At 61.2% G+C, this 16666-nt stretch carries 17 protein-coding genes; 10 read left to right on the forward strand and 7 right to left on the reverse strand.

Features of this window, described 5'->3' with window-relative positions:
• Window positions 1–3: 3 nt before the first annotated feature.
• The 7 genes from mnhG to ACQZ40_RS02325 form a co-directional block, all read right to left on the reverse strand.
• Window positions 4–348, reverse strand: coding sequence for a monovalent cation/H(+) antiporter subunit G (gene mnhG, locus ACQZ40_RS02295; protein WP_003522773.1), 345 nt, complete (start codon window positions 346–348; stop codon window positions 4–6).
• Window positions 345–626 carry a K+/H+ antiporter subunit F gene (locus ACQZ40_RS02300; protein ID WP_078051276.1) on the reverse strand — a complete coding sequence of 94 codons (282 nt, stop codon included), beginning with the start codon at window positions 624–626 and terminating at the stop codon, window positions 345–347. The genes mnhG and ACQZ40_RS02300 overlap by 4 nt, the downstream gene beginning before the upstream one ends.
• Window positions 623–1111 (reverse strand): Na+/H+ antiporter subunit E, encoded by a 489-nt coding sequence (locus ACQZ40_RS02305; RefSeq protein ID WP_198939050.1) that lies wholly within the window; start codon window positions 1109–1111, stop codon window positions 623–625. Before ACQZ40_RS02305 ends, ACQZ40_RS02300 begins: the two co-directional genes overlap by 4 nt.
• Window positions 1108–2754, reverse strand: coding sequence for a monovalent cation/H+ antiporter subunit D (locus ACQZ40_RS02310; RefSeq protein ID WP_035239397.1), 1647 nt, complete (start codon window positions 2752–2754; stop codon window positions 1108–1110). Before ACQZ40_RS02310 ends, ACQZ40_RS02305 begins: the two co-directional genes overlap by 4 nt.
• Window positions 2751–3086, reverse strand: a complete 336-nt coding sequence (locus ACQZ40_RS02315; RefSeq protein WP_020810384.1) for a Na+/H+ antiporter subunit C — start codon at window positions 3084–3086, stop codon at window positions 2751–2753. Before ACQZ40_RS02315 ends, ACQZ40_RS02310 begins: the two co-directional genes overlap by 4 nt.
• Window positions 3086–6004 (reverse strand): monovalent cation/H+ antiporter subunit A, encoded by a 2919-nt coding sequence (locus ACQZ40_RS02320; protein ID WP_003522769.1) that lies wholly within the window; start codon window positions 6002–6004, stop codon window positions 3086–3088. Before ACQZ40_RS02320 ends, ACQZ40_RS02315 begins: the two co-directional genes overlap by 1 nt.
• Before the next feature lie 106 nt (window positions 6005–6110).
• Window positions 6111–6488, reverse strand: coding sequence for a hypothetical protein (locus ACQZ40_RS02325; RefSeq protein WP_078051275.1), 378 nt, complete (start codon window positions 6486–6488; stop codon window positions 6111–6113).
• Window positions 6489–6993: 505 nt separating this feature from the next.
• Here ACQZ40_RS02325 and ACQZ40_RS02330 point away from each other — a divergent pair.
• From ACQZ40_RS02330 to fliF, 10 genes are all read left to right on the forward strand, one after another.
• Entirely contained in the window at window positions 6994–8601 is a 1608-nt protein-coding gene (locus ACQZ40_RS02330) for a globin-coupled sensor protein (RefSeq protein WP_448747332.1), read from the forward strand.
• Window positions 8601–8900 carry an STAS domain-containing protein gene (locus tag ACQZ40_RS02335; protein ID WP_003503483.1) on the forward strand — a complete coding sequence of 100 codons (300 nt, stop codon included), beginning with the start codon at window positions 8601–8603 and terminating at the stop codon, window positions 8898–8900. The genes ACQZ40_RS02330 and ACQZ40_RS02335 overlap by 1 nt, the downstream gene beginning before the upstream one ends.
• Window positions 8897–9262, forward strand: coding sequence for a chemotaxis response regulator CheY1 (cheY1, locus tag ACQZ40_RS02340; RefSeq protein WP_003493773.1), 366 nt, complete (start codon window positions 8897–8899; stop codon window positions 9260–9262). The genes ACQZ40_RS02335 and cheY1 overlap by 4 nt, the downstream gene beginning before the upstream one ends.
• A 16-nt stretch (window positions 9263–9278) precedes the next feature.
• On the forward strand, window positions 9279–11546 hold the full coding sequence (locus ACQZ40_RS02345) for a chemotaxis protein CheA (RefSeq protein WP_448747333.1): 2268 nt from the start codon (window positions 9279–9281) through the stop codon (window positions 11544–11546).
• 13 nt (window positions 11547–11559) lie between these two features.
• Window positions 11560–12468, forward strand: coding sequence for a protein-glutamate O-methyltransferase CheR (gene cheR / locus ACQZ40_RS02350; RefSeq protein ID WP_003522764.1), 909 nt, complete (start codon window positions 11560–11562; stop codon window positions 12466–12468).
• Complete coding sequence (gene cheB / locus ACQZ40_RS02355; RefSeq protein ID WP_065654478.1) at window positions 12465–13520, forward strand: protein-glutamate O-methylesterase CheB; 1056 nt, start codon at window positions 12465–12467, stop codon at window positions 13518–13520. The genes cheR and cheB overlap by 4 nt, the downstream gene beginning before the upstream one ends.
• Window positions 13520–13909, forward strand: coding sequence for a chemotaxis response regulator CheY2 (cheY2, locus tag ACQZ40_RS02360; protein ID WP_003503467.1), 390 nt, complete (start codon window positions 13520–13522; stop codon window positions 13907–13909). Before cheB ends, cheY2 begins: the two co-directional genes overlap by 1 nt.
• The gene (gene cheD / locus ACQZ40_RS02365) at window positions 13906–14451 is read left to right on the forward strand and encodes a chemoreceptor glutamine deamidase CheD (RefSeq protein WP_003522762.1); all 546 of its coding nucleotides are present in this window, start codon (window positions 13906–13908) and stop codon (window positions 14449–14451) included. The genes cheY2 and cheD overlap by 4 nt, the downstream gene beginning before the upstream one ends.
• Window positions 14452–14465: 14 nt before the next feature.
• The gene (cheT, locus tag ACQZ40_RS02370) at window positions 14466–14849 is read left to right on the forward strand and encodes a chemotaxis protein CheT (protein ID WP_448747334.1); all 384 of its coding nucleotides are present in this window, start codon (window positions 14466–14468) and stop codon (window positions 14847–14849) included.
• A gap of 129 nt (window positions 14850–14978) precedes the next feature.
• Entirely contained in the window at window positions 14979–16661 is a 1683-nt protein-coding gene (gene fliF / locus ACQZ40_RS02375; RefSeq protein ID WP_065654476.1) for a flagellar basal-body MS-ring/collar protein FliF, read from the forward strand.
• The last annotated feature ends 5 nt before the right edge of the window (window positions 16662–16666 follow it).

A 16666-nucleotide genomic window follows, 5' to 3' on the forward strand; every position in this document is an offset into this window, starting at 1 on the left:
GCTCTAAAGATGCTCCCGATTATCCGTATTCTGCTCCGCTCGGTCCCGATAAAGCGCAGCGCGCCCCAGCAGCATCAGGGAAACCGGCGTCGTCACCGTCATGAAAATACCGATGAAGATTTCGTGGAAGGCGAAACGGTCGCCGGAGACGGAAAAATAGATGATCGAGGCCATGACGATGCCGCCGGTGCCCCAGCTGGTGCCCAGTGTGGGCGCATGCAGGCGCTCATAGAAGCTGTTGAGCCTGGCAAAGCCGATGGTGCCGATCAGTGTCAGCGAGGCGCCGAGCAGGACGAAGAAGGCCACGGCAATGGCGGCCCAGAGGGGAAATTCGTGCGCCTCGCTCATTCGATCACCTCACCGCGCATCAGGAATTTGGAAAGGGCGACGGTGGAGACGAAGCCGAGGATGGCGATCAGCAGCGATGCCTCGAAATAGATGTCATTGCCGGTGCGCAGGCCGAAGGTCAAAAGAAGCAGCATGGCGTTGACATAAAGCGTATCCATGCCCAGCACCCGGTCCTGCGCGCGCGGGCCGATGGCGATGCGATAGACCGAGATCGCCATGGCGATGGCGAGCATGAACTGCGCCAGCGAAAAGGACCAGAAAAGGATAATCGAACTCATTCGAATATCTCCATCAGCAGTTTTTCATAACGGTTCTTGATGAGGCTTATCCAGGCTGCCTCATCCACATCGTCGAGAACGTGAAGCAGCAGCGTACCCTGGCTGGAATTATATTCGAGCCATGCGCTTCCCGGCGTCGAGGTCAGGATCGTCGCCAGAACCGCAAGCGCCATCGGATCGCGAATATCGAGCGGCACGGCCAGGAAGCCGGATTTGCGGTCCCTCTCGCGTTTGAACAGGATGATCTTCACGACCGAGAGATTGGATCTGACAATATCGTAAAGCACGATCAGGATCAGTTGCACCAGCCTGTGCCAGTTGCGGATGCGCGGCTTGGCGGGCCTGAGCGACGCCATCGCCCAGGAGGCGATGAGCGCGACACCGGTGCCGAGCAGCAGATGCCCCGGCGAAAAGCTGTTGATCGTCATCCAGAAGAATATCAGCGAGATTGTCAGCAACGGGTAGGGCAGGACACGGCTTATCATGGCTCTGCCTCCGGGTTGCTTCCCGCCCGGGGCGCGGAAATAACGCCCTGAATATAGCTTGCCGGCAGGTCGAGAATACGCGCCGTTTCCTGCATGTATCGCATTACCGGTCCTGCCTGCACGGTCATGGCAAGCGTCAGGCCGAGCAGCAGCATCACGGGGGCGATTTCGATGACGAGCACGCGCGGCACAGTGCCTTCGATGGAGGCCCAGAAGGTGCGGATGCCGGCGCGCGTCATCGAGATCAGCGAGGCGAAACCGGCAAAGACGATCAGGAAAACCAGCCACCAGGACAGCGTGGACACGCTGTCATTGGCACCGAGCCCGGAAGGGTTGAGAATGGCGGTCAGCATCGAGAATTTGGCGATGAAGCCCGAAAGCGGCGGCAGGCCGGCCAGAAGAATGCCGCAGGCGGCAAAACAGGCGCCGAGCACCGCCATGGTGGCAGGCATGGTCACGCCGACCTCTTCTTCCTCCTCTTCCTCGTCGCCCTCGCCATAGGCCTCCATTGTCACGGCAAGAACGTTCGCGCCGGCATCCTGCCCACGCTCCACCAGTTCGATCAGCATGAAGAAGGCGCTGATGGTGAGGGTGGAGCTGACCATGTAATAAAGCGCGCCGGCCGCAACCGTGGGATTGCCGGTGCCCATGGCGGCAAGCAGCGTTCCCGACGAGACGAGAACCGAAAAGCCGGCCAGCCGCCCCAGCGCCTGCGACGCCAGAACGCCGATAGCCCCGAAGATGATGGTGGCGATGCCGCCGACCAGCAGGGCATCATGGCCGAAACCGGCCGATTCCCCGGCCGTCTGTCCGAAAAGCAGGAAGGACAGGCGGGCGATGACATAAATGCCGACCTTGCTCATGATGGCGAAGAGCCCGCCCACCGGGGCCGATGCCGCGCCATAGGCAGAGGGCAGCCAGAAATTCAGCGGCCACATGCCGGCCTTGACCAGAAAGGCGATGCCGAGGATGGCCGAGCCGGTTTCCAAGAGCATGCGCTGATCGGGGTTGAGCCCCTCGATGCGATGGGCGAGATCGCCCATGTTCAGCGTGCCGGTAACGCCATAGATGAGGCTGACGCCGATCAGGAAGAACAGGGCGGCGACGAGGTTGATGGCGATATAATGCAGCCCGGCCTTGACGCGCTGCTGGCCGGAACCATGCAGCAGCAGACCATAGGACGCGGCCAGCATCACTTCGAAGAAGACGAAGAGGTTGAAGAGGTCGCCGGTCAGGAACGCGCCGTTGACGCCCATCAGCATCATCTGGAACAGCGAATGGAAATGCGCCCCCGACCTGTGCCACTTCGCCATCGAATAGATCAAGGATGGAATGGCAAGCAGCGCCGTCAATAGCACCATCAGGCCCGAAAGACGGTCGGCGACGAGCACGATGCCGAAGGGCGCCGGCCAGTTGCCGAGCAGATAGACACCGCTCGACACCACGGCGGCGATCTCGGTATTGACCGTCGAGTTGACCTCGCGGAACAGCAATATGGCGACCACCAGCAACAGCACGGTCGAGGTGAGGCTGATGGCGGCTTTCGCCACGCGCTGGCGCTCGTCGAAGAACAGCAGAAGGGCCGCGGTAATCAGCGGCAGCAGGATAGGCGCGATGACGATGTGGAAGGGGAACGACATCATTTCGTCTCCCTCCCGTCCACGTGGTCGGTGCCGGTGAGGCCGCGGGCGGCAAGCAGCACGACAAGGAACAATGCGGTGGTGGCAAAGCCGATGACGATGGCCGTCAGCACCAGCGCCTGCGGCACGGGGTCGGCGAGCGTGGAGCTGTCGACGCCGTTGACCAGCACCGGCGGCGCATTGGTCTTGATGCCGCCGACGCCGAAGATGAAGAGGTTGACGGCGTAAGACAGCAGCGAAAGCCCGACGATGACCTGATAGGTGCGCGGGCGCAGCACCAGCCAAACGCCGGAGCCGGTCATGATGCCGATGCCGATGGCAAGAATGAGTTCCATTACACGTCCTCCGCTTTTGCGGCTTCAGGCGTGCGAACGCGGTAGTTACGCAACGATTGGTGTGCCAGTGCTATCAGGATAAGAACAACGGAGCCGACGACCAGCGAGAAGACGCCGAGGTCGAACAGCAGGGCGGATGCCGTCGGCATTTTGCCGATATAGGGTATCTCCGTATACTGGAAATAGGAGGTCAGGAACGGGTAGCCGAAATACCAGGAGCCGATACCCGTCGCCGCCGCCATCAAAAGGCCGAAACCCATCCAGCGCAGTGGCAGGATGCGGATGCGGTCCTCCGCCCAGCGCGCCCCGCCGGCAAGATATTGCAGCAGGAAGCCGATGGCCATGGTGATGCCGGCCGCAAAGCCGCCGCCCGGCAGGTCGTGCCCGCGCATGAATAGGAAGATCGAGAAGGTGATGATGACCGGGAACATCCACTGCATCACGATGGACGGTACATAGAGATAGTCGCGAACCGTATCGCCATTGCTGCGGTCCGGCCGTTCGGCATCGAAGGCGTTCTGCATCTGCTGCTGCTCTGGCACCCCGATGCTTTCATGGGCGGGGCGGAAACGGCGAAGCAGCGCAAAGACCGTGAGCGCCACGATGGCCAGCACCGCGATCTCGCCGAAGGTGTCGAAGCCACGGAAGTCGACGAGGATGACGTTGACGACATTGGTGCCGCCGCCTTCGGTATAGGCGCGTTCGAGGAAATAGGTCGCAATCGCGTTCGGCACAGGCAGCGTCATTACGGCATAGGCGATGACGGACATGCCGATACCGCTGCCTGCGGCGAGCAGGAAGTCGCGGGCGCGGCGAAGCTGCGCTGGCAGCTCATCGCTGCTGTCGACCTTCTCGACGCGTTTCGGCAGCCATCTGAGGCCGAGCAGGATGAGAACCGTGGTGACGATTTCCACCAGAAGCTGGGTAATGGCGAGATCCGGCGCGGAAAGCCAGACGAAGGTAAGGCAGGTGACGAGGCCCGAGACACCGAGCATGACGAGCGCGGCGAGGCGATGATATTTCGCCTGCCAGGCCGCACCCATGGCCGCGATCATGCCGATCAGCCAGAGAATGGCGAAGATCGGATCGAAGGTCGTGACGCGCGGCAGCGACAGGGAGAATTCCGAAAGGAAGAGAGGCGAGAAACCGGCAAGAAGCGCCACAAGGATAAGAAGCCTCAGCTGCGGCTGCAGACGCCGCGTGCCGAGTGTGCTTTCCAGCCACCTCGCCCATTTCCAGGACACGGTGACGAGAATGCGCTCGAAGATGCGCTGTCCCCGCAAATGCCGGAAGACCGGCGGTCCGTCATCACAGCGCGAGAAATAACCGCCGAGCAGGGCATAGATCGTAACCCCGCCGATCAGCGCCGCGATACTCATGATCAGCGGCAGGTTGAAACCGTGCCAGATCGACAGGCTGTAGACCGGCGTTTGCGCACCAAGCACTGAAAGCACGGCCGAGTGCAGGAACGGGCCGATGGAGAGGCTCGGAACGATACCGACGATCAGGCAGGCGAAGACGAGGAATTCGATGGGGAAACGCATCCAGCGCGGTGGCTCGTGCGGATGCGGGTTCGGCAGATCGACGGGCTTGGGGCCGAAGAAGACCGTATGGATGAAGCGCAGCGAATAGGCGACGGCAAATGCGCCCGACAGCGTCGCGACATAGGGCAGGGCCCGGTCCAGCAGCGAGTCGGCATGGGTTTCAACGGCCTCGGCAAAGAACATTTCCTTGGAAAGGAAGCCGTTGAACAACGGCACGCCGGCCATGGCCGCACTTGCCGCCATGGCGAGCGTCGCGGTTGCGGGCATATAGGTATAAAGCCCGCTTAAGCGCCGCATGTCGCGCGTGCCGGTTTCATGGTCGATGATGCCGGCCGCCATGAAGAGCGAGGCCTTGAAGGTGGCGTGGTTGACCATGTGGAAGATGGCCGCCACTGCCGCAAGCGGGCTGCCGAGGCTGAGCAGCGTGGTGATGAGGCCGAGATGGCTGATGGTGGAATAGGCGAGCAGACCCTTGAGGTCCTGCTGAAACATGGCGAAATAGGCGCCGAGCAGCAGGGTTATGATGCCGGCCGCGCCCACCAGCCAGAACCATTCCGGCGTGCCCGCCAGCACCGGCCAGAACCGCGCAAGCAGGAAAACCCCGGCCTTCACCATGGTGGCCGAATGCAGATAGGCGGAAACGGGTGTGGGCGCCGCCATGGCGTTGGGCAGCCAAAAATGGAACGGAAACTGCGCGCTCTTGGTCAGCGCGCCGCCGAGGATGAGGATGAGCGCGGGCACATAGAGGGAATGGGCGCGGATGGCCGCACCGGCCTCGATGATCTTGTCGAGATCATAGCTTCCCGCCATATGGCCGAGGATCAGCAGGCCCGCCAGCAAACTGAAGCCGCCGATGCCGGTCACGGTCAGCGCCATGCGTGCGCCGTCGCGCGCACCGGCGTTCTGATGCCAGTAGCCGATCAGCAGGAACGAAAAGATGCTGGTCATTTCCCAGAAGATCGACAGCAGGATGACGTTGCCGGAGAGCACGACGCCAAGCATCGAGCCCATGAAGGCGAGAAGGAAGGCGAAGAAACGGGGAATCGGGTCTTCGGCCGACATATAATAACGCGCGTAGAGCACCACCAGCAGACCGATGCCGGTAATGAGCATCGTGAAAATCCAGGCAAATCCGTCCAGCCGCAGGGTAAAGTTCAGGCCGAGCTGGGGCAGCCATTCCACATCATACTTTAGAACTGCGCCGCCGCTGACGCTCGTATAAAGAAAAATGCTGCTGACAAGGCCGAAAAGGGCGACTGCGCCCGCAACGGAGGCGGGACCGGCGGCCGCACCCTCGCGCGGCATGAAGGCCGTCAGAAGCGCGCCAACGAAGGGCAATGCGACAATGAATGGAAGAATGGTTGCAAGTGTCATATGCGGCGGCGGTTTTCTCTCTGGAATGGGAGCCTACGGCGGGTTTCCGACGACTCCGATCCCTCAAGGTTCGCAATGAACCGAATGATGAGGACCGCCGGAATGACTAATACATAATATGCGGAGGCGCGCGTGGAACCACGCTGGCAAAGTCTCGGAAAGCTTGTGGCACGATGGCAACAGCAACGAGCGAGACGTCGGCATTATCCCTGAGGCTTGGCGTGGGTGAGGCAAACGCGTCCAGGCGAAGGCCTGAACCAGCATCGCCGGTCCTGCAGCCGAAATCATTGCCGCTATCGCAATCCTTTTGGCGAAGAGAAAGGGAACGGCCCGGATCGACGCTCTGCAATCGTTCGAGACGGCTGGTTTTGGAAAGGGGCTTGACGCCGGCCGGCGCCTGAAAGCCGATCATGACCAGCAGGCTCGCGACCACGAGGCCGATCAACACTTGCGGATGGCGCCTTGAACTGCGGCTTTTCTCCATCCATGGCAAGTTGGCATCTCCTTGATCGTAAAGGTCTCTTTAAAGCATCACCGTTGAGCGAATATCCTGTTGATTTGTTTTAGGGGAAGCCGGACATGCTTGTCCAGCGCGCATGCGGGAAAAACCGCCCGCAGCGTCCGATTCCTTTTCGTTTTTGCCCGTTTGCGGCAAAGTGAGGGCGGCATTGGCTAAAAGCTTTTACAAATTTTACCGTTTGACGCCGACGCCTGTGTTTCTTAACTTTCAAGCAAGGAATTAACCATAAAGATTGATGGTATTTCCACGGCGGAATGGGGTTCTCTCCCCTTCCAGGCATGACGCCGCACTGCCGTACCGGTGCCGATCCGGTATTTTCGTTTCTTGGTTCAAGAAGGTCTGGCAAGCGTCGATGCCGCATCGTCCGCGATGGGTATGTTCGTTCAAAAATCCCCTTAGGGTGCTGGCGTTCTGAACCTTGGCCAATTTGGCCGGGTTTTACCGGCCGTCATGTTGTTGGGGACGTCGGTTGGGGCAGGATTTGCCATCAGATCAAGCGCGCAGATCGGCAGGCGGAAGCCTGGCGGGACGGTTGCGTTTTGCCGGCCTCGACGAGACGCAATCCGATTTCCTGCGCAGCTATCGCAGCATGCTGGAGCCTTACGTCAAGGCCGGCCTGCGGGATGTGATGACCCGTTTCCAGTCTATGCCGGACTGTTCTCCGTCTTTCGAAAGCGAAAACCAGCTCGACCGGCTGCACGATCTGCAATCCTCGCATTGGAGCGTTCTGACCGATGCGCGTTTCGACGCGCTCTATGCCGAGCGGGTGAAGGTTCTTTCCGACAATGCCAGCCGCATGGGGCTCGATCCGCGCTGGCAGATCGCCAGCCACGCGGTGGTTCTGGAACATCTCGTCGGCGGGCTGGTGGCCGAACACGCGCCGCGCTCCATCCTGCCCGGCAACCGCAAGAAAACCCGTGAACTGGCGGAAGCCGTCAAGAATGTCGTCCGTCTGGTGATGGTCGATACCGAAATCGCTGTCTCGCTGCGCTTCAACGAATTGCGCCTGCGCCATGGCCGCGAACTGGCGGAACAGCGCGACAATGACCGCTCCGAAGCGGCGAAGTTGCTGGGCACAGCGCTGACGGCCTTTGCCGCAGGCGATTTGCAGGCCCGCATCAGCGGCGAAGTGCCGGAAGCCTATCGCGATGTTGCAGCGTCCTTCAATACGGCCCTGGAAACGATTGGCGCATCGCTGATCGCGGCGCAAAACAGCATCGGCGAGGCCGAGGCGCTCGGCGCGCGCTTTGCCGATATGGGCCGCTCCATGGCCGAGCGCTCCCGCCAGCAGGCCGAAGCCCTTGCCGAAACCTCCCGCGCCATCCAGACGATGATCGGGAACGTTGCTGAAAACGGTGCGCGCATATCGGCCACGGAAACGGCTGTTTCCCGCGCCCGCGAGGCGGCGGTCGAAAGCGGCAAGGCTATCGGCGAGGCGATTGACGCCATGTCGGATATCGAACAATCCGCCGAACAGATCGGCAGGATCATCGGCACGATTGACGAGATCGCTTTTCAGACCAACCTTCTCGCCCTCAATGCTGGCATCGAGGCGGCGCGCGCGGGTGAAAGCGGACGTGGTTTCGCTGTCGTCGCGCAGGAAGTCCGGGCGCTCGCCCAGCGTTCCGCCGATGCTGCAAGGGAGATCAAGAGCCTTGTCGGCACCACGAAGACGCAGGTTGAGGGCGGCGTACGCATGGTCAACCGCACGCAGGATGCAATCGGCGGTGTCGTCCGGCAGGTCTCTGGCATCAACGACATGATCGCGGAAGTCTCCCGGCATACGGCCGAGCAGGCCGGCGAACTGCAATCGGTTGCCGCCGATGTTGGCGAGCAGCAAAGGCAGGCCGGCCGGAACGCCGTCGATATCAGCGCGAGCGCCTCCGAGGCGGACGCGCTTCAAACCGTCATCCTCGAACTCGGCCGCACCATCCGCGAATTCCGCATTGCCCGTCAGGTACAGGCGAGAGCGGCGTCCGGTGCGGACCGGCAGGACACTTTATTTATGGCCCGTGCGGATAATCGCACGGATTACGGCCAGGATTACCAACAATTCAGACGTCAGGGAGTCATGTAATGGCAGCCAGAAAAGCAGCTGAGGCGACGCTGAAACTGTCACCGGTGCTGGATCTCAACGAAGCATCGGCCCTGCACGGCAAGCTGATGACGTTGAGGGGAGCACCTTTGTCGGTAGATGCGTCCGAGGTGGAGCGTATCGGTGCGCTTTGCGCCCAGGTCCTCATGGCCGGCGCGAAATCCTGGGAAGAGGATGGCAAGCCCTTCGGTTTTGCCAGGGTGTCCGATGCATTCGACAAGACGATGAAACTGATAGGCGTCGATATTGACCATTTGCTCCCCAAGGAGATGCAAAAGTGAAGAAAAAAGTTCTTACCGTGGATGATTCCCGGACGATCAGGAACATGCTCCTGGTCACGCTCAACAATGCCGGTTTCGAAACCATTCAGGCTGAAGACGGCATCGAGGGCCTCGAAGTGCTCGAGCAGAGCAACCCGGATGTTATCGTGACGGACATCAACATGCCCCGTCTCGATGGTTTCGGCTTCATCGAGGGTGTACGGCGCAACGAAAAGTATCGTGCGATCCCGATCCTCGTTCTGACGACCGAAAGCGACGCAGAGAAGAAGAACCGCGCCCGTCAGGCCGGTGCGACGGGCTGGATCGTCAAGCCGTTCGACCCTGCGAAACTCATCGATGCCATTGAACGCGTAACCGCCTGATACGGGACATTTCACGATGGATATGAACGAAATCAAGGAAATCTTTTTCCAGGAATGCGAGGAGCAGCTCGCGGAACTGGAATCGGGGCTTCTTAAATTGAATGACGGCGACCGCGATCCGGAAACCGTCAACGCCGTTTTCCGTGCCGTTCATTCCATCAAGGGCGGGGCGGGTGCCTTCGGTCTCGATGATCTCGTGGCCTTCGCCCACGTTTTTGAAACGACCCTCGACTGCGTTCGCTCCAACAAGCTGGAGCCGACACAGGATGTTTTGAAAGTCATGCTACGCTCCGCCGACGTGCTGGCGGACCTGACCAATGCGGCAAGAGACGGCGGCAGCGTCGATGAAAGCCGCACCCGCGGCCTCGTCAAGGAACTGGAAGCGCTGGCAAACGGCGAAACCGTGCAGGTTTCCGCGCCTGTGGCAGCGCCGGCCGCCGTCAAGGCGCCGCAACCCGTCGCACTCAAGCCGACGGATGAGAGCGGTTTCGAGCCGATCCCGTTCTCCTTCACGGACTTTGCCGACGAAACCACACCGCTGATGGAAGCGCCGTCCTTCCAGATCACCTTCAAGCCGCATGCGTCGCTTTATTCGAAAGGCAACGAGGCGGCACTTCTCCTGCGCGATCTTTCGCGCATCGGCGAAATGAGCATCAATTGCGACATGTCGGAGCTGCCTTCGCTCGACAAGCTCGATCCTGAAGCATCCTATCTTTCCTGGACGGTTTCGATTGCGACCGACAAGGGCGAAGAGGGCATCCGCAGCGTCTTCGAATTTGCCGAATGGGATTGCGATCTGGAAATCGTGCCGGTTGTTTCGGATGCCGCAGACGACGCGGAAGAGCTTCCGATGATCCCGGTGCCGTTCGATCTTTCGGCCCTCGATAGCGGACCGGAAGAGCAGCCCGCTGTTGAAACCGCCACGGCTGAAGCGTCCTACGTTGCCGCAGCCGTCGAAACGGCCGTTGCGACGACGCAGATCGCCCAGAGCGTCAATGCGGCCATCGAAAAGCGTGAGGCGGCAGCAGCACCCGCCGCAGCCCAGGCGAATGCCAATGCGGCGGCCAATGCCAGCGCCGGCCAGACCATCCGCGTCGACCTCGACCGTGTCGACCGTCTGATCAACCTCGTCGGCGAACTCGTCATCAATCAGGCGATGCTGTCGCAGAGCGTCATCGAAAACGATGCGAGCGGCACGTCTGCCGTCAATATGGGCCTCGACGAGCTGCAGCAGCTGACGCGCGAAATTCAGGACAGCGTCATGGCGATCCGCGCGCAGCCGGTGAAGCCGGTGTTCCAGCGCATGTCCCGTATCGTCCGCGAAGTCGCCGACATGATCGGCAAGCAGATCCGCCTCGTCACCGAAGGCGAGAACACGGAAGTCGACAAGACGGTCATCGACAAGCTGGCCGAACCCCTGACGCATATGATCCGCAACGCCGTCGACCACGGCATCGAAACACCGGAAAAGCGCGAAGCGGCGGGCAAGAACCCGGAAGGCACCATCAAGCTTTCGGCCAAGCACCGTTCGGGCCGTATCCTGATCGAGCTTCAGGACGATGGCGCGGGCATCAACCGCGAGCGCGTTCGCCAGAAGGCAATCGACAACGATCTCATCGCCGCCGATGCGAACCTGACGGATGAAGAAATCGACAATCTGATCTTCGCGCCGGGCTTCTCCACCGCCGACAAGATTTCCGACATTTCCGGCCGCGGCGTCGGCATGGATGTGGTCAAGCGCTCCATTCAGGCGCTTGGCGGCCGTATCAGCATCTCCTCGCGCCCCGGCCATGGCTCGACCTTCACCATGAGCCTGCCGCTGACGCTTGCCGTTCTCGACGGCATGGTGGTGACCGTTGCCGGCCAGACGCTGGTGGTGCCGCTGACGGCAATCGTCGAAACCCTGCAGCCGGAAGCGAAGAACATTCATTCCTTCGGCGCGAACCAGCGGCTGATCTCCATCCGCAACTCCTTCTGCCCGCTGGTCGACGTCGGCCGCGTGCTGAACTTCCGCCCGACCCAGGCCGATCCGGTCGAAGGTGTCGCCCTTCTGGTGGAATCGGAAGGCGGCGGCCAGCGCGCTCTGATGGTCGACGCGATCCAGGGCCAGCGCCAGGTTGTCATCAAGTCGTTGGAAGCCAACTATACCCATGTTCCGGGCATTGCCGCCGCCACCATCCTCGGTGACGGCCGCGTTGCGCTCATCCTGGATGTCGATGCCATCGTCAGCGCCTCGCGCGGACAGCCCCTGAAGCAGGAAATGTCGCTTGCGGCGACGGGTTGAGAGCGGATCGTTCATGGCAGCACTTAATTTCAGCGATCAGCGCCAGTCTCCCGACGAGGTTCTTGCCAGCGGCGAATACCCGCTGACGAGACGCGACCTGTCGGAAATCGCGGCGATGATCTATGCCGATGCGGGCATCTATCTCAACGACACCAAGGCGTCGCTGGTTTATTCCCGCCTGTCGAAGCATATCCGCAATCTCGGCCTGTCGGGTTTTCGCGAATATTGCGCATTGGTGTCCTCGCCGGATGGCGCGCAGGCGCGGCGCGAAATGCTGTCGCACCTGACGACGAATTTCACCCGCTTCTTCCGCGAGAACCATCATTTCGAACATCTGCGTGACGAGGTCCTGCCGGGCCTCATCGCCCGGGCGAAGAGCGGCGGGCGTGTCCGCATCTGGTCGGCCGCCTGCTCGGACGGGCAGGAGCCCTATTCCATCGCGCTTACCGTGCTTGCCATGTTCCCGAATGCGGCGGATTACGATTTCAAAATCCTGGCGACGGATATCGACCCCAAGATTTTGGCGCAGGCCCGGGCAGGGGTCTATGATGACAATGCGCTCGAAACCGTGTCTCCCGCCATGCGCAAGCAATGGTTCACGGAAGTCGATGCCGGCGGTCGCCGCAAGTTCCGCATCGATGACAAGGTCAAGCGCCTCATCACCTTCAACGAATTGAACCTGATGACGCAATGGCCCTTCAAAGGCAATTTCGACGTCATTTTCTGCCGCAACGTCGTCATCTATTTCGACGAGCCGACGCAGATGCGCATCTGGTCGCGTTTTGCCGGGCTGCTGCCGGAAGGCGGTCATCTTTATATCGGGCATTCCGAACGCGTCTCCGGTGACGCCAAGAACCTGTTCGACAATACGGGCATCACCACCTACCGCTTCACTGGCCACGCTTCGGGGAGGAAGGCATGAGCGCACTCGCACGGGTACTCGTCGTCGATGATAGCCCCACTATGCGCGGCCTGATTTCGGCTGTCCTCAAGGCCGATCCGGAAGTCGAGGTGGTTGGGCAGGCCGGCAACGCCATGGAAGCACGCGCGGCCATCAAGCAGCTCAACCCCGATGTCGTGACGCTCGACATCGAGATGCCGGAAATGAACGGGCTGGAATTTCTCGAAAAGATCATGCGCCTGCGGCCCATGCCGGTCATCATGGTCTCGTCGCTGACCCATCGCGGCGCGGATGCTTCGCTGGCTGCGCTTGAAATCGGCGCCTTCGACTGTGTCGGCAAGCCGGCGCCGGGCGATGCACGCCCCTTTGGTGATCTCGCCGACAAGGTGAAGGCCGCTGCCCGCTCTCAACACGCCGCCTACCGCGCGGCGCGCCCGGAAGCCGCAGCCGTGCCGCAGCCGGTCCCGGTCAGTGAATATCGGGCTGGGCGCAAGGTCGTTGCCATCGGTTCCTCCACGGGCGGTGTCGAAGCGCTGATCGCCGTGCTGCAGAAATTCCCGGCCAATTGCCCGCCGACCGTCATCACCCAGCACATGCCGCCGACCTTCACCAAGAGTTTTGCCGAACGGCTGAACCGCATCTGCGCCCCCGTGGTGGAAGAGGCGACGGACGGTGCACGTCTTCAGACCGGCAAGATCTATCTTGCGCCGGGCGGCGAGCGCCATTTGCAGATCGCCAACCGGTCCGCACCCTGCTGCCGGCTTGTCGAGCGTGATCCCGTCAACGGCCATCGCCCCTCCGTCGATGTGCTGTTCGATTCGGTGGCCGAGCTTGCCGGCCGTAACGCCGTCGGCGTCATTTTGACCGGCATGGGCCGCGATGGCGCAGCCGGGCTGTTGAAGATGCGTCATGCCGGCGCGCGCACCGTCGGCCAGAACGAAAAAACATGTGTCGTCTACGGCATGCCCCGCGTGGCCTATGAACTTGGCGCCGTGGAACAGCAACTCCCGCTGGCCTCCATCGGCGAAGAAATCCTGAAACTAACCACTGCCCGTAAAGAAGGTGCTGACTAATGTCTCTCGCAGAAAAGATCAAAGTTCTGATCGTCGACGATCAGGTGACCAGCCGGCTGCTCCTCAGCGATGCGCTGACACAGCTCGGCTTCAAGCAGATCACCGCCGCCGGTGACGGCGAGCAGGGAATGAAGATCATGGAGCAGCAGCCCCATCATCTCGTCATTTCCGATTTCAACATGCCGAAAATGGACGGTCTCGGTTTCCTGCACGCCGTCAGGGCCAACCCGACCACCAAGAAGGCCGCCTTCATCATCCTCACCGCGCAGGGCGACCGCGCACTGGTGCAGAAGGCAGCCCAGCTCGGCGCCAACAACGTGCTGGCCAAGCCCTTCACGATCGACAAAATGCGCGCTGCCATCGAGGCGGTTTTCGGATCGCTGAAATGATTGAAGCTGCGGCCAAGCGCGTACATATCATTCAGGGCGAGTATAAGGTCGTCAGCGATCCCGATGTGGTGCTGACGACGATACTCGGTTCGTGCGTGGCTGCCTGTCTGAGAGACCCCGTTGCCGGCCTGGGAGGCATGAATCACTTCCTGCTGCCGGGAACGGGAAATGTGACCGGCGGAGATGCCACTCGTTACGGCGTGCATCTCATGGAGCTCCTGATCAACGGCCTCCTGAAGCAGGGGGCGCGGCGCGACCGGCTGGAAGCCAAGGTTTTCGGCGGCGCAAAGACGATTGCCAGCTTCTCCAATGTCGGCGAGCAGAATGCCATCTTCGCCATGCAGTTTCTGAAGGACGAAGGTATTCCGGTCTTGAGCTCCTCCACGGGCGGGGACCACGGCCGCAAGATCGAATTCTGGCCGGTCTCCGGGCGCGCGCGTCAGCATCCGCTCAGCGGTGCGGAAACCCAGAAGACGGTTGCCATGGAAACGCGTCCGGTGCCGGCCCCCAAGCCAGTCGCCAACGACATCGAATTTTTCTAGTCACGGAGTTTCCAATGCAGCTTGCAGAGCACACCGCCGCCACTCCGTTCGAAGAAGCCCTGCCGGACGTTCTGATGCGCGTGGTATCGGAACTGCACGACGTCGCTTATCTCATCGAGCGCATCGAGCCGCAATTGCTTGAAGTGACCAGCGGTCAATTGTCCAGTGAAGGCGTCAAGCTGTTGCAGGGCATCGACCTTGCCGTCCAGAAAACCCGCGGCCTTGCGGAATTCATCGATACCATCACCGGTTCCATCCCCGGAGACTGGATCGTGGATGTTTCCACCGCCCTAAGCCTCGTCAAGCTGGCCGAAATGCAGAAGGCGCTCGGCGCGGCCTTCCGCCATGGCCATGCCCAGCCGCTCGACAAGGCATCGGGCGACTTCGACCTCTTCTAGAACTATTTCGGCCAGCGTTGCCGTCCTTCGCGGAATGCGGAGAAAGGCAACGCTCGCGCAAGCTTCGCACCCTATTGTCACGACGGGGCCAAAAGGTCTCGGACTCTATGAATGACGGTGCGGAACAGAATGAATCTGTTAAATCAAATCCCTCAGGTCTTAAAGAATGTCGCGGCGCTGGGGCAGACACGGCTGCTGATGCTGGGCGGCGTGGGCGTTGTGTCCATGGCCATCATCCTTGCCGCAGCTCTTTACGTGAACCGTCCCGCTTACGAGACCCTCTACGTGGGGCTTGAAAAAAGCGACCTTAACAAGATCAGCATTGCGCTTGCCGAATCGGGTCTGGACTTTCAGGTGGGGACCGATGGTTCCAGCCTTCAGGTTCCCGTCGGCCTCACCAGCAAGGCAAGATTGCTTCTGGCTGAGCGCGGCCTGCCCGACAGCGCCAATGCCGGTTATGAGCTTTTCGACAATGTCGGCTCTCTCGGCCTGACCTCCTTCATGCAGGAAGTGACGCGCGTTCGCGCCCTTGAGGGCGAGATCGGCCGCTCCATCCAGCAGATTGACGGCATTGCGGCCGCACGCGTCCATATCGTCATGCCTGACGTCGGCAATTTCCGCCGTGGCGAACAGAAGCCCACCGCATCGGTGATGATTCGCGCCAGTGCTTCGGCCGGCCGCAAGGCGTCCGCATCCATCCGCCACCTCGTCGCCTCGGCCGTTCCCGGCCTTGAAGTCGATGATGTGACCCTGCTTGATTCGACCGGCCAGCTTCTCGCTTCCGGCGATGATGTCACCAATGCAGCCATGAACCGCTCATTGACGCTGGCGCAGAATGTGCAGCAGGAAATCGAAACCAATATCGACAAGGCGCTGGCGCCTTTCCTCGGCATGGACAATTTCCGCTCCAGCGTCACGGCGCAGCTGAATACCGACAGCCGTCAGATTCAGGAAACCGTCTACGATCCGGAATCGCGCGTCGAGCGCTCCGTGCGCACGGTAAAGGAAGACCAGAAGTCCCAGGAAACGCAGCCGGATACGGCGGCGACCGTGGAACAGAACGTACCGCAGGCAGCGCCCCAGGGCGGCGGCGGCGGTCCGCAGTCCTCCGACCAGTCGGCCAAGAAGGAAGAGCAGACCAATTACGAGATCAATTCCAAGACGGTAGCCACGGTCAAGAACGGCTACACCGTCGAGAAGATTTCGGTCGCGGTCGTCGTCAACAAGGGCCGGATCGCCAAGATGGTCGGCGAGCCCGCCGATCAGGCGAAGATCGACGCCTATCTTGCCGAAATGCAGAAGATCGTCACCTCGGCAGCGGGCATTTCCTCCGACCGTGGCGACATCGTCTCGCTGACGGCGATGGACTTCCTCGAAACGCAATTGCTGGATGAGGCCGCAACCGGCCCGGGCATCATGGAAGTGCTGAGCCGCAATTCCGCCGGCATCATCAACTCGCTCGCCTTTGTCGCGGTCGCCTTCCTTGTCGTCTGGCTCGGTGTACGCCCTCTGGTCCGTACGGTGAGCGGCAACGGTGCCGCCGCAGGTCAGCTCAGCCAGGAGGCCGCCGGTCTCGAACTGCCGGATTTCTCTCCCGGCATGGATGCGGGCGCAGGCGGTCTCATGGAAGGTTTCGGGGCGGATTTCGGCTTCGACAGCACCGACGACCTTCTGGCGGGCGGCGATGGCGAGGGCACATTCAACCGCCGGGTTCGCGAAGGACCGGAACGCAGGCTCTCCCGCATGGTGGAAATCAGCGAGGAAAGAGCCGCCAAGATCCTGCGCAAATGGGCGGTGGAAAAAGCAGCATAATATCG

The organism is Agrobacterium sp. 16-172Ci, assembly GCF_053522725.1.

Coding starts and splice junctions, on each gene's coding strand:
- cheR (WP_003522764.1), top strand. CDS start 11,560: ATGGCAGCACTTAATTTCAGCGATCAGCGCCAGTCTCCCGACGAGGTT.
- cheD (WP_003522762.1), top strand. CDS start 13,906: ATGATTGAAGCTGCGGCCAAGCGCGTACATATCATTCAGGGCGAGTAT.
- fliF (WP_065654476.1), top strand. CDS start 14,979: ATGAATCTGTTAAATCAAATCCCTCAGGTCTTAAAGAATGTCGCGGCG.
- ACQZ40_RS02320 (WP_003522769.1), bottom strand. CDS start 6,004: ATGACACTTGCAACCATTCTTCCATTCATTGTCGCATTGCCCTTCGTT.
- mnhG (WP_003522773.1), bottom strand. CDS start 348: ATGAGCGAGGCGCACGAATTTCCCCTCTGGGCCGCCATTGCCGTGGCC.
- cheT (WP_448747334.1), top strand. CDS start 14,466: ATGCAGCTTGCAGAGCACACCGCCGCCACTCCGTTCGAAGAAGCCCTG.
- ACQZ40_RS02345 (WP_448747333.1), top strand. CDS start 9,279: ATGGATATGAACGAAATCAAGGAAATCTTTTTCCAGGAATGCGAGGAG.
- ACQZ40_RS02335 (WP_003503483.1), top strand. CDS start 8,601: ATGGCAGCCAGAAAAGCAGCTGAGGCGACGCTGAAACTGTCACCGGTG.
- cheB (WP_065654478.1), top strand. CDS start 12,465: ATGAGCGCACTCGCACGGGTACTCGTCGTCGATGATAGCCCCACTATG.
- ACQZ40_RS02325 (WP_078051275.1), bottom strand. CDS start 6,488: ATGGAGAAAAGCCGCAGTTCAAGGCGCCATCCGCAAGTGTTGATCGGC.
- ACQZ40_RS02305 (WP_198939050.1), bottom strand. CDS start 1,111: ATGATAAGCCGTGTCCTGCCCTACCCGTTGCTGACAATCTCGCTGATA.
- ACQZ40_RS02300 (WP_078051276.1), bottom strand. CDS start 626: ATGAGTTCGATTATCCTTTTCTGGTCCTTTTCGCTGGCGCAGTTCATG.
- cheY2 (WP_003503467.1), top strand. CDS start 13,520: ATGTCTCTCGCAGAAAAGATCAAAGTTCTGATCGTCGACGATCAGGTG.
- ACQZ40_RS02315 (WP_020810384.1), bottom strand. CDS start 3,086: ATGGAACTCATTCTTGCCATCGGCATCGGCATCATGACCGGCTCCGGC.
- ACQZ40_RS02310 (WP_035239397.1), bottom strand. CDS start 2,754: ATGATGTCGTTCCCCTTCCACATCGTCATCGCGCCTATCCTGCTGCCG.